At 71.1% G+C, this 12337-nt stretch carries 11 protein-coding genes; 3 read left to right on the top strand and 8 right to left on the bottom strand.

Annotated features, from left to right (window positions below; genetic code table 11):
* Positions 1-80 precede the first annotated feature (80 nt).
* A complete protein-coding gene (locus tag QF032_RS28840; protein WP_307058030.1) occupies positions 81-1079 on the bottom strand; it encodes a nitroreductase/quinone reductase family protein in 999 nt (332 codons plus the stop codon).
* Between the two features lie 325 nt (positions 1080-1404).
* Entirely contained in the window at positions 1405-3564 is a 2160-nt protein-coding gene (locus QF032_RS28835) for a RecQ family ATP-dependent DNA helicase (protein ID WP_307058028.1), read from the bottom strand.
* Between the two features lie 326 nt (positions 3565-3890).
* Between QF032_RS28835 and QF032_RS28830 the strand changes: the two genes are divergently transcribed.
* Complete coding sequence (locus QF032_RS28830) at positions 3891-4511, top strand: hypothetical protein (RefSeq protein ID WP_306948926.1); 621 nt, start codon at positions 3891-3893, stop codon at positions 4509-4511.
* Between the two features lie 369 nt (positions 4512-4880).
* Here QF032_RS28830 and QF032_RS28825 read toward each other — a convergent pair whose 3' ends face one another.
* The 3 genes from QF032_RS28825 to QF032_RS28815 form a co-directional block, all read right to left on the bottom strand.
* Positions 4881-5513 carry a hypothetical protein gene (locus QF032_RS28825; protein ID WP_307046473.1) on the bottom strand — a complete coding sequence of 211 codons (633 nt, stop codon included), beginning with the start codon at positions 5511-5513 and terminating at the stop codon, positions 4881-4883.
* 68 nt (positions 5514-5581) lie between these two features.
* On the bottom strand, positions 5582-6283 hold the full coding sequence (locus tag QF032_RS28820) for a ribonuclease HII (RefSeq protein WP_306948928.1): 702 nt from the start codon (positions 6281-6283) through the stop codon (positions 5582-5584).
* 105 nt (positions 6284-6388) lie between these two features.
* Positions 6389-7012, bottom strand: coding sequence for a TetR/AcrR family transcriptional regulator (locus QF032_RS28815; RefSeq protein ID WP_307046469.1), 624 nt, complete (start codon positions 7010-7012; stop codon positions 6389-6391).
* A 254-nt stretch (positions 7013-7266) separates the two neighbouring features.
* Here QF032_RS28815 and QF032_RS28810 point away from each other — a divergent pair, with 254 nt between their 5' ends.
* Positions 7267-8814 carry an MFS transporter gene (locus QF032_RS28810; RefSeq protein WP_307058026.1) on the top strand — a complete coding sequence of 516 codons (1548 nt, stop codon included), beginning with the start codon at positions 7267-7269 and terminating at the stop codon, positions 8812-8814.
* 452 nt (positions 8815-9266) lie between these two features.
* Here the strand turns inward: QF032_RS28810 and QF032_RS28805 are convergent, their stop codons facing one another.
* The 3 genes from QF032_RS28805 to QF032_RS28795 all read right to left on the bottom strand — a co-directional run bounded on the left by QF032_RS28805 (position 9267) and on the right by QF032_RS28795 (position 11576).
* Entirely contained in the window at positions 9267-10172 is a 906-nt protein-coding gene (locus QF032_RS28805; RefSeq protein WP_306948931.1) for an ADP-ribosylglycohydrolase family protein, read from the bottom strand.
* The gene (locus QF032_RS28800) at positions 10169-10846 is read right to left on the bottom strand and encodes a histidine phosphatase family protein (protein ID WP_307046464.1); all 678 of its coding nucleotides are present in this window, start codon (positions 10844-10846) and stop codon (positions 10169-10171) included. Before QF032_RS28800 ends, QF032_RS28805 begins: the two co-directional genes overlap by 4 nt.
* 124 nt (positions 10847-10970) lie before the next feature.
* Positions 10971-11576, bottom strand: coding sequence for a YdbC family protein (locus QF032_RS28795; RefSeq protein ID WP_307046463.1), 606 nt, complete (start codon positions 11574-11576; stop codon positions 10971-10973).
* Between the two features lie 158 nt (positions 11577-11734).
* Between QF032_RS28795 and QF032_RS28790 the strand changes: the two genes are divergently transcribed.
* On the top strand, positions 11735-12268 hold the full coding sequence (locus QF032_RS28790) for a TerD family protein (RefSeq protein WP_306948934.1): 534 nt from the start codon (positions 11735-11737) through the stop codon (positions 12266-12268).
* The last annotated feature ends 69 nt before the right edge of the window (positions 12269-12337 follow it).

The raw sequence follows: 12337 nt of genomic DNA, 5'->3' as shown, positions 1-12337 counted from the left end.
ATCGACGATCTCGCAGATCGCCAAGTCCTGCTCAGCCTGTGGATAAGTCAGGTCGGAGACATGTCAGCCGAGTTGCGCGGTCAGCCGACGGGCGGAGCCGGCACCGTCGCGTTGAGCGCGGTGACGATCGTCTCCTCCTCGTAGGTGAAGTGGCGTTCGAGGAGGTCAGCCAGCCGCTCGAGCTCTTCCCGCAGCCGCGTCGGGTCGGACTCTCCGGGGACGAAGCCGTCCACGAGTTCCCGGATGGCCTGCTGGGCTCGCGCCACCGCCTGATGCTCGGCCCCGAGCTGGGCCAGAGCCGGAGCCAGGGCAGGAAACTGTTTCGCGAGCGCCGGGAACACGGCCATGTCCTCGCCGCCGTGATGCTTTGTCAGCGCGCCGCAGAAATCCAGACAGTGGGCGCGCATCTGCCGGCCGAGGTCAGGCGCGGTCCGCTCGATTTTCTCGGCGCTGCCCTCGACCAGCCGATCGGCCTGTTCGCGAAGGGACTTCAGCTCGCCCCGCAGCCAGTCGTGCACCTCGGCGATCCAGTCGCCCATTCCCTTGACCCGTTCCGCCCCGGGCACCGGGCCGATCCGGTGCAGCACGACCACCGGGATCTCCCGTACCGTGCGAGCCTGGTGGTCGGCGTAGCCCGGCGCCTCCTCGATCACGCGGCCGAAAAGCGCGTCGCGTTCCCGGCCCTGTGGAACGGCCGCGATCGCCTGATAGGTGTCGGTGCCGGTCTCCACCGTCACGATCGGATTCCTGAGAATGTTGTGATACCAGCCAGGATGCTTGGCGGCGCCATTCGCGGAGGCGACCACGACGCCTTTCCCGTCAAATTCGAGATATCCCAAGATGCTTTCGCGGCGCAGGCCGGTCCTGGCCCCGACAGTCGTCAACACGGTCAGGGTCCAGCCTTCGAACATGCCGCTCAGCTTGCCCTCGTTGGCGCGAAATTCGGCGATGACTCGGCGCTGGAAGTCATGGACGTCGAAGCCCGCACCGTTCCCCGTCCGCTCCCGCCGGACCTCGGCCGCCTGCTCATCTCGCCTCTCGGCCTGCTCCTGCCGCGTCGCGGCCCGTTCCTCGCTCATGTGCTGCCTTTCGGTGTCGGCTGATCGCAGGGAGACAGCCACGCCACCGGAAAATCGACACACGAATACCCCGCATACCTACGCAGTGAAAAATGGGCGCAGCAATCCCCGGGTGGGATCGACGAGCTGCGAGAGACGGAACGGTGCCGATCTCTGTAATGGCGAGTAGCCGCTACCTCCATGCGTAGGCCCATACGGGGCTCGGCAAAACCGTAACACCGTGCCCATGCACCAGGCAACGTTCACTCGACATTCCGCCTGACGGGCAAACGGGCCTCCCTGAAAGGAGGGTCGGAGCTTCTTGCAGGCGCGGGGCCGGGAACGCTCAGCCGGCCGTGGCGAGCACCAGCGGGAGCACTTCGCCCCCGCCCGCCCGGCGCAGCAGCCGCGCCGCGACCGCGAGGGTCCAGCCGGAGTCGGTGAAGTCGTCCACGAGCAGAACGGGTCCCGCAGATGCCGCCAGGGCCTCGGACAGCTCCTCGGAGACGGCGAACGCGCCCGCCAACGCCCGGACCCGCTGCGCGGAGTTGCTGCGCCGCGCCGCGTGCGCACCGCCCGGGCCCGTGTAGGTCAGCGCGCCGAGGAAAGGCAGCCGGCCGACGGTGGCGATGCCCTCGGCGAGGGAGCCGACCAGCCGGGGGCGGGACAGGGACGGCACGGCGACGACCCCCACCGGCCGGGCGGAGGCGTCCGGGCCGTTCGTGGCCCAGCCCTCGGCAGAGCGCGCCCAGTCGGCGAGCACCGCCACCGCCGCCTTCAGAACGTCGTCCGGGACCGGCTGGTCAGGGGCGTTCTCTGCCAGCAGCGGACGCAGCCGGTTGCCCCAGCCGATGTCCGAGAGGCGTCCCAGAGCCCGTCCGGCGCCGCACTGCTCCTTGGCGGGGATACGGCCCTTCAGCTCGACGCCCAGCGCGGGCAGCCCCGTCGGCCACATCCGGCGAGGCTCGACCTCCACTCCCGGGCGGTCCAGCTCCCTCGTCGCGCCGGTCAGCGTCTCCGGGGAGACCGTCGGGTCGGCCCAGGGGCCCGCGCAGTTGTCGCAACGACCGCAGGGCTTCGCTCCCTCGTCGTCCAGCTGCCGGCGCAGGAACTCCATCCGGCACCCCGACGTGCTCACGTAGTCGCGCATGGCCTGCTGCTCCGCGGCCCGCTGCCGTGCCACCCACGCATAGCGCTCGGCGTCGTACACCCATGCGGCGCCCGTGGACGTCCAGCCGCCCTTGACCCGCTTGACGGCGCCGTCGACGTCGAGCACCTTCAGCATGGTCTCCAGTCGGCTGCGCCGGAGATCCACCGCCGTCTCCAGAGCCGGCACGGACAGCGGCCGTCCGGCCTCGGCGAGAGCCGCGAGGGTCTGCCTGACCTGCGGCTCGGGCGGGAACGCCGTGTCGGCGAAGTAGCGCCAGATCGCCTCGTCCTCCTTGCCCGGCAACAGCAGCACGTCGGCATGGGCCACGCCGCGGCCCGCACGCCCCACCTGCTGGTAGTAGGCGATCGGCGAGGACGGCGACCCCAGATGGATCACGAAGCCCAGGTCGGGCTTGTCGAATCCCATGCCCAGCGCGGACGTCGCCACCAGCGCCTTGACCCGGTTCTCCTGCAGATCGGCCTCGGCCTGCAGCCGGTCGGCGTTCTCCGTACGGCCCGTGTAGGACGCGACCTCGAAGCCGCGCTGCCGCAGGAAGGCGGTGGCCTCCTCGGCCGCGGCGACGGTGAGGGCGTAGACGATCCCGGAGCCCGGCAGCTCGTCCAGGTGCTCGGCGAGCCAGGCCAGGCGGTGTGCCGCGTCCGGCAACCGGACCACGCCCAGCCGCAGGCTCTCCCGGTCCAGCGGACCGCGGAGCACCAGGGCCTCGCCGCCGCCGGTGCCCAACTGCTCCGCCACATCGGCCGTCACCCGGGCGTTGGCGGTCGCGGTGGTGGCCAGCACCGGGACGCCGGGAGCCAGTTCGGCGAGCATGGCCCGCAACCGGCGGTAGTCGGGCCGGAAGTCATGTCCCCAGTCGGAGATGCAGTGCGCCTCGTCGACCACCAGGAGACCGGTCGTCGACGCGAGCTTGGGCAGCACCTGGTCGCGGAAGTCGACGGAGTTGAGGCGTTCGGGGCTGACCAGGAGGACGTCGGTCGCGCCGCGCTCGACCTCGTCATAGACGGTGTCCCACTCCTCCGGGTTGGCCGAGTTGATGGTGCGCGCCCGGATCCCGGCGCGCGCCGCCGCCTCCACCTGATTGCGCATCAGCGCCAGCAGCGGCGAGACGATCACCGTCGGACCCGAGCCGCGCCGGCGCAGCAGGGCGGTGGCGACGAAGTACACCGCCGACTTGCCCCATCCGGTGCGCTGCACCACCAGGGCCCGCCGCCGCTCCCGCACCAGGGCCGCCACCGCCTGCCACTGGTCCTCCCGCAACCGTGCCGCGCCCCCGGGGGCGCCGACGAGCTCGGCGAGGATGGCGTCGGCTTCGGTGCGCAGCTCCAGATCGTCCATGTCTCCATGCAACCCGATGGCACTGACAATCAGCCACTTCACGCAGCGTGACGACGGTCTCGCGATGGGTCCGACGGGGCCCGCGAGCCGGACTGGAACGGTGGGTTCAGGCGTCCTGCCGTGAATCCACGGGTAGGGATATAAGTCACTCGCCGCCATATAACGGTCGGCAGTCCCAATTGCTCGTTGCCGCATCCAAGTTCGGCAGGAAGAATTGAGGTCCGCTCCCCGCACGGCTCGCCCGTAGTCCGCTAGGGCTCTGCTGCGGCGTGCGCTCCCCCTCATCCGCCCCGCCCGCAGTGTGGGCCGTAGCCGAAGGGAGGATCGTGACCTTCGGATTCGCTCCGTCCTCGGCGGCATCGTTGTCGACGAACACGTCCGCCACTTCCGCCAACCGTTTGCTCGAGCCTGCCGAATGGGCTTCGGCCGGCATCCCGCTGCTGCGCAGTCCGCGGGAGGTCGTCAGCGGGCTGCACTCCCGGCACCGGCCAGGGCCGGCCACCGCGATCGTGGCCGTGCTCGACCCGGACGAGAGGGTACGGGCGAGCGCCTCGTTCACCCGGCGCCAGGCGTCGACCGACGGCTGGATGTACCGCAACGCCCTGCTCGCCCAGCTGCGCCGGGTCATCCCGCACGACCTGCGGCGCCGCACCCCGGTGCGCACCGCCGTGCTGCTCTACTGCCGTGACGGCGACGCGCGCTGGACGGAGGAGGACGGCGCGTGGATGTGGGGCCTGCGGGACGCCTGCACGCTGCACGGGCTGCGCTGCGGCGCGTACATCACGCTGACCCGGGACGGCTGGCAGGTCCTCGGCGAGGGCCGTGGCGGCCGTCGCCCCAACGCGGAGTCGGCCCCCGAGCCGTTCGCGCTGTCCGAGGCCCCGCCCCCACTGCCCCGGACCGGCGGCGCCGCCTCGGAGGTACTGCGCCGCGCTGCCGCCCGCTGACGCACGAACGGCCGCCCTCTGAGGGCGACCGTTCGCCGGGCAGTCGTGGTGCGTACCCGTGGAGGCGCGCCCGGCTGTCGCCCGCAGCAGCCGGACGATCGCTCGCTCGGCGCAGGATCACCGGATCGTTCCGTGCGGGGCCGCGAGCCGCGGGCCGCACCCATCGGGATCACCGGTCACCCGCGCCGGGACCGCCGGGTCGCCCGCATCGGCTTCGCCGGCCGTCCGGCGAAGCTCACACGCTGCAGGCCGGACGCCGGCGCTCGGGGCACGCCACAGAGGCGTCGCAGCACGACGCCTCTGTGTACCCGGCGCGCCCGGCTGTGCACGTGGCGCACACCCGGGATGCCCTGGGTCCGCCGGAGCGGATCAGACGCCCGCGCCCAGCACCGCGTTGATCTGCTGGGGGTCGCCGCAGCAGATCAGCAGGGCGCCGGCCCGGGCACGGGCCAGCGGCAGAGCAGCGGCCACCGTGTCGGCGCCGCCGTTGACCGCGACCACGACCACCGGGCGCACGCCCGCACGGCCCGCCACGGCGGCGTCCGCGTAGAAGACGTCGTCGCCCGCGTCGTGCTGCGCCCAGTAGGGGGCTTCACCGAAGGAGAGCTCGTGGGCCGCCCAGGGGTGCTGCTCGCCGGTGGTGATCACCAGCACGTCCCCCGGGGCGCGGCCCGAGTCCAGGAGGAGGTCCACGGCCTCCTCGGCGGCGTCCAGCGCGCCCTCGGCCGAGGCCGGGATCAACTGGACCTGCGGGGCCGCCGAAGGGGGCGCGGCGGCCGGGGAAGCCGGGACCGACGGCCCGGGCTTGACTGCCCCGTCACGCGGCGCGCGCTGCGCCGGCGGCGTGGGCCGGAGGGGTCCGGGACGACCGGGACGCGACGGAGCCGCGGGACGGGGTCCGGGTACAGGTCGAGGGGTCGACGCGGTGCGGCCGCTGGCCGGAGTCGCGCGGGGACCCTGGGCACTCTCGTGAATCTGAGGCTCCTCGGGAATGAGAGGCATGAGCTGTTGTTTATCAAACGTTGGCACGACACGCGCCAGCGGGTGGCACATCAGTGCGGCCGGAGTCGTCAGAAGTCGAAGCCGAGCTGGCCTTCGATCTCCGGAGCGCTTCCGTTCGCCCAGCTGCGGGCCTTCTTGAGGTGCCGCCACTGGGGCAGCGCATCAAGATACGCCCACGACAACCGGTGGTACGGGGTGGGGCCCCGCTCCTCCAGTGCGGCCTTGTGCACGGGCGACGGATAGCCGGCGTTGTCCGCAAAGCCGAAGTCTGCATGGTCGATGCCCAGTTCGGCCATCATTTTGTCGCGCTGGACCTTGGCGATCACCGAGGCCGCCGCAACCGCCACACACGACTGGTCGCCCTTGATCACCGTGCGGACCTGCCACGGAGCGCCGAGGTAGTCGTGCTTCCCGTCGAGGATCACCGCGTCCGGCCGGACCGGGAGAGCGTCCAGCGCGCGCACGGCGGCGAGCCGCAGCGCGGCGGTCATCCCGAGGTCGTCGATCTCCTCGGGGGAGGCGTGCCCGAGGGCGTACGACGTCACCCAGTCGAGCAGCACCGCGGAGAGCGCGGTACGTCGCCTGAGGGTGAGCAGTTTGGAGTCGGTGAGGCCTGCGGGCGGTCGACGTAGACCGGTGACCGCCGCGCACACGGTGACGGGTCCGGCCCACGCACCGCGGCCCACCTCGTCGACACCGGCAATGATCTTCGCTCCGGTCGTGGCGCGAAGGGAGCGCTCGACGGTGTGGGTAGGTGGTTCGTACGGCATGGCGTCCTTAGGTTACGCCGACCGGATCCCGGAGCGACACCCCGGTCCGCCGCGGCCGTCGCCGGGCCGCGGCACCGCCCGATTCCGGCGTCGCCGGACCGCCGTTCAGGGCGCGTCCGGCCGCAGCAGTGGCAGCATGAGCCGGTCGATCATCTCGTCGAGATCCCGGTCGCTCCATTCGCATGCGCACATCTTGGAGCGGTACATCATGATGGCGGGGATGACGTCGAAGACATAACTGTTCGCCGCATCGGCCCGTACCTCCCCCCTCTCGATTCCCCGACTGATCACCTCGTGCAGGAGTCCTACGGTGGGCTGCACCACGCCCTCGAGGATCAGGGCCTGGAAGCGTCCCGCCTGGGACGGATCGCATTCGTGAATGACCGAGCGCAAGGCGAAACCCGGGCGGGAGTACATCGCGTCCCGCGCGGTGCGACACAACGCCACCAGGTCCGCCCGCACACTGCCCAGATCCGGAGCATCGTCGAATGTGGGCAGTCCGGCGCGCAGGGCGTCGGCGACGAGGTCCTCCTTGGACGGCCAGCGGCGGTAGACGGCCGCTTTGCCGGTCTGGGCGCCGGCCGCGACGCCCTCCATCGTGAGGCCGTTCCAGCCGACCGTGCCCAACTGATCCAGTGCGGCATCGAGAATCGCACGTTCGAGCACGGCGCCGCGCCGGCGGGGGGAGGCCGCCTGAGCGGGGGCGGCCGTCCAGCGCGAAGTAACCATCTGACTGTCTCCAGCGAGCAGTAGGAGCGGGGGTGCGGGTGCAGCGTGGGGTGCGGGTGCAGCGGGGATCGCAGGTGAAGCGGGGAACGGGGTGAGGCGAGGTCGGGCCGGCGGGGCTCCGGGTGAGAGCGCGGCGGGGGACACGCCCTGGGGCGACGCCGCGAGTGAACGCTTGCGTTCACTACTGAGGACTCACTACCGTTGACGCGCCAGTGAACGCAAGCGTTCACTAACGCTCTTGTGGGGGACCCATCATGACGACCTCTCAGTTGATCCAGAAGCAGAAACCAGGTGCGGCCCGCCGGGCGGGACACCCCGGCATCGCGCTCACCGTCATCGCGGCCTGCCAGCTCATGGTGGTCCTCGACGCGACGATTGTGAACATCGCACTCCCGCACATTCAAGACGCGCTCAAGTTCAGCACCACCGACCTCACCTGGGTGGTCAGCGCCTACACGCTCACCTTCGGCGGGCTGCTGCTGCTCGGCGCCCGAGCGGGCGACATCCTCGGCCGACGCCGGGCCTTCATGGCCGGCATCCTGATCTTCACCTTCGCCTCGCTCCTGGGCGGACTGGCCCAGGAGCCCTGGCAGTTGCTGGCCGCACGGGCCCTGCAGGGCGTCGGCGGCGCCATCGCGTCGCCCACCTCGCTCGCGCTCATCACCACGACGTTCCCCGAGGGCCCCGAGCGCAACCGGGCCTTCGGCGTCTTCGCGGCGGTCTCCGCGGGCGGCGGCGCCATCGGGCTGCTCGCGGGCGGCATGCTCACCGAGTGGCTCGACTGGCGCTGGGTACTGTTCGTGAACGTGCCCATCGGGGTGCTCATCGCCGTCGTCGCACCGCTGTACATCAACGAGTCCGAGCGGCATCCCGGTCGCTTCGACATCGCGGGCGCGCTGACGTCGACGGCGGGCATGGCCTCCCTGGTCTACGCCTTCATCCGCGCGGCCGAGGAAGGCTGGCGGGACCGCCTGACCCTCGGCGCGTTCGCGGCGGCGGCGATCCTGCTGCTCGGCTTCGTGTTCACCGAGAGGCGCGCCAAGGAGCCGATCACCCCGCTGAAGATGTTCGCCGACCGCAACCGCTCCGGCACCTACGTGATCATGCTGAGCCTCGCGGCCGCCATGTTCGGCATGTTCTTCTACATCGTGCTCTTCGTGCAGAACATATTGGGGTACAGCCCGATCAAGGCCGGTCTCGCCTTCCTGCCCGTCACGGTCGCCATCGCGACGGGCGCGGGCCTGTCGCAGCGCTTCCTGCCGGTGCTCGGCCCCAAGCCGTTCATGCTCGCCGGTTCCGCGCTGGTGGCGATCGGACTCACGTGGCAGGCGTTCATCACGCCGGACAGCTCCTACGCCGGAGGGATACTCGGACCCATCCTGGTCTTCGCCTTCGGCATGGGGCTCAACTTCGTGACGGTCACCGTCACGGCGGTCTCCGGCGTCGCCCCGCACGAGGCGGGCGCGGCCTCCGGGCTGCTCAACGCCACGCAACAGGTGGGCGGCTCGCTGGGGTTGTCCATCCTGACGACCGTCTTCGGGTCCGCGAGCAAGGACGAGGCGGAGAAGCAGCTGCCCCGGTTCCTCGCCGACGGCACCGCGGAGCAGAAGGCGCAGTTCGCCAAGACGCACCAGCTGCCCGCCCCCTGGGGACACGACGTGCTCGCCCACGGCATCTCGACGGCGTTCATACCCGCCGCCGCCATGGCCGTGCTCGCTCTGATGACGGCCTGGTTCGTGATCCGGGTCCGCAGGAGCGACCTGGAAGCGCTGTCCGGTACGGCGGGCCCCGCGGTGGGGTGACCGTACGGCCGCACGGGCCGCCCCGGGAGCGCCACCGCCTGCCGCGGCGCGGCGGCGGTCGTCCCGAAGGCGGCCCCGTCGGCGCCCCCGGGGCGTCGACATGATCACGAACAGCATCACCAGCACGAACCTCATCCCCACCCCCTGAATAACTCTCCCGCCCCTGATCCCGGCACAGGCACCGAGACCCGGCACCGGCCCGCATACGTCCCGCCGTGGACTTCGCACATGCCGCGCAGCGGTATTCGGACAACGCAGGCCGATCACACAGAGTTCCCGTCGACCACGGAGAGTCTCCATCGGGGTCGGAGGTTCACCCCGCCGCCGAGCGAAGACGCCTTGGGCGGGCGTCACACGCTGCCGGGGCTCACCGGCCGTCTCGCGGCGACGGGCATCCGATTTCGCACGGGGAGAGGCACCGGACGACTCCCGGCCGGCAAGCGCCCGCCGCGTCAGGCAGAGGCGGGCAGCCACTCCGGGAGTTCCTCGACCTGCCGCGTCCAGGCGGCCGGCGGCGTTCCCGCCTTTCCACCGGCCAGGATGCCGCCCACGATGGCGCAGGTCGTGTCCACGTCCCCGCCGACCTGCGCCGTCGTCCAGAACGCCGCCTCATAGTCGCCGAGGGCGCGGGCGGCCGACCAGACCGCGAACGGGACGGTGTCATGGGCCGACGTACGCCGCCCGCAGCCGAGGACGGCCGCGACGGTGGCCGCGTCGGCGTAGTCGAGCATGTCCCGGGCGCGACGCAGCCCGGCGCCGACGGCGCTCTTCGGCACCAGGGCGACGACGCCGTCCAGCAGCGCCTCGGCGCTGGGCGGGCCTCCGGGGGCGGCGGCCAGCGCGGCGGCCGCGGCGACGGCCATGGCCCCGACCACGGCTTCCCGGTGCTGGTGCGTGGGATAGGCGGAGATCTCGGCCTGGTGGGTCGCCTGCTCCGGGTCGTCCGCGTACCAGGCGCCGAGAGGGGCGACGCGCATCGCGGCGCCGTTGCCCCAGGAACCCTGTCCGTTGAACAGGGCGGCCGACAGCTCACGCCAGTCCGCGCCTTCCCTGACGAGCCGCAGCAGGCGGTTGACGGCGGGGCCGTACCCGCGGTCGAAGTCGTGGTGCTCCGCGAAGGAGCGGGCCAGGGCGTCCTGGTCGATGCGGTGGTGGGCCGCGAGGACGGCGACGACGGAGCACGCCATCTCGGTGTCGTCCGTCCACTGCCACGGTCCGGGCGGCGGCTCACGGCGCTGGAGCAGAGGGAAATTCACCGGAACGAAGAACTGCGAGCCCAGCGCGTCGCCCACGGCGAGACCGCGCAGACTGGCGAGGGCCCGGTCGAGGCGGACTGCGGGTGAGGAATCGGCTGTCATCTCTCTGCCACTCTATCTCCGGTGATTCCGTACGGCTCCGGCTCCCGCCAGCGGTTGAACGGCCGGTCGAGGGTGTATTTGCCGTCATCGCCGAGAACGAGCATCCGCATCTCGGCGTTCCCGGGATTGGCGAGCGACTCGAAGTCGGCGACCGTCCAGTGGAACCAGCGCATGCAGAACAGCCGCATCGCCAGCCCATGGGTCACGAGGAGCACGTTCGGCGGGTGGTCGGGGGCCTCGAAGCTGCGGAACAGGCTCTCCAGGAAGCCGCCCACCCGGTCGTACACGTCGGCTCCGCTCTCCCCCTGCGCGAACCGGTAGAAGAAGTGTCCGTAGGCGTCCCGGTAGGTCTTCTGCAGCTGGACGTCGTCGCGGTCCTGCCAGTTCCCCCAGTCCTGCTCGCGCAGCCGGGGCTCCTCCCGTACGCGTATGAGCTCGGGGTCGAGGCGGAAGGCCCGGAGAGTCTCGTGCGTACGCCGGTAGGGGGAGACGTACACGCTGACCCGCTCGCGGCCGAACACCTCCCGCAGGTGCTTTCCCGTCTCCTCCGCCTGCCGACGGCCCCGGTCCGTAAGGCCCAGGGCATGATCGGGTTCTCGCTCGTAGACGGTGTCATCAACATTGCCCGTCGACTCGCCGTGCCGGACAAGGACGATGCGCCGTGGTCGTGCCATGCCAAGACCCTAGATCGACCGACGCCCGATCGAGCACTCGGGCGGCCTCCATACGGCGTAGGTCACACCTTCCCGCACCGGAAGAACGCCTGACGGCCCACGTTCCCCTCCCCCGGCTGCGCGGTCAGACCGTCCAGGCCGGCTCGAGTTCGACGATGTCGCCGGTGAGGGAGGCGACGTCCGCCTCCGTCTGAGCGCGCAGGGCGAGCCGCTCCACCCGTTCGGTGCGGTACTTGCCGTGCTCGGCCTGCGAGCGCCACATCGACAGCACCAGGAACTCGTGGCCGGGCGCCTCGGCGAACATGCCCCGGATCATGCCGGGCGAGCCGGCCATGGCCGGGTTCCAGACCTTCTCCTGCATCAGGGTGAAGTGCTCGGCGCGTTCCTCGTGGACCCGGCACAGGGCCACCCGCACCACGTCGGAGTCGGTGAAGCGGGGCTCGAAGCCGGTCTTCACGTCGAAGCGGTGGTCGAACAGCCGTGCCTGGGCGTCCTTGAACGTGCCCGCCTGGGCGGTCGCCAGCCGGTCGTGGGAGCGGGCCATGAAGGAGTCGTAGAAGGCGCGGCTCTCCCAGAAGGCGAAGACATGCGCGACGGAGGGCCGTGCCCTGCTCCAGCCCCCGCCCTGTCCCCGGAATCCCGGCTCCCCCAGAAGCCCCGCCCACTTTCGCTGTCCCCGTTCGAAACCGCGGCGGTCCACCACGGTGCAGCGAATCCACTTGACCAGCACCGCGCCATGGTAAGGCCAGAGGGCGTGGCGTTGGTCACGCTCGGAGAGAGAGCGGACCTGCGACGGCGCACGTCGCATGGCAGGATGGACAACCGGCCCTGACGGTCTAGCAGTTCGGGGTGACGGCAGCCAGACGGGGAATCGGGAGGGGAAGTCCGGTGAGCGGACTCAACAAAGGCATCCGCAAGATCGAGATGTCGCTCAAGTGGGACCCGAGCCCGGCAGGCAGGCCGGCCACCGACCTGGACATCGTGGCCGCGACATATCTGACGAGCGACCCACAGGGCGAGCCGGCCTACGTGGTGCACTTCGACAGCCGCTCCCCCGACGGCACGATCTATCTCAACCGGGACAGCAAGGACGGCAAGGGCTTCGGCTGGGACGAGGTCATGACGCTGGAACTCGACCGTCTGGACGCGCGGTACGCGCGCGTGGTCATCGGCGTCGTCATCCAGCAGATCCAGGAGCACCGGACGTTCGTCAGCGTGCTGAACCCGGCCTTCCGGATAAGGGAGGGCTACACCGTCCTGGACGAGAACGACTTCGGCGACGTCCTCGGCGCGACGGCGGCGACGGTCGCGGAGTTCGTCCGGGAGTCGTCCGACAGATGGTCGTTCCACTCCGGCGTCCAGGGCTTCGAGGACGACCCGTCGACGTTCACCCGGATCATGGGCCGGATGCGCCGCTCCTGACCGGGCTCGGGAAGGCCCTGGCTTCGGGAACGCCGAAGGCGGTGGAGCCGGACATCGACTCCACCGCCC

It is taken from the genome of Streptomyces achromogenes, from assembly GCF_030816715.1.
GTDB classification, from domain to species: Bacteria; Actinomycetota; Actinomycetes; order Streptomycetales; family Streptomycetaceae; genus Streptomyces; species Streptomyces achromogenes_A.
Note: the sequence above shows the minus strand (reverse complement) of the source record. Positions and strands in the feature narration are given on the sequence as shown.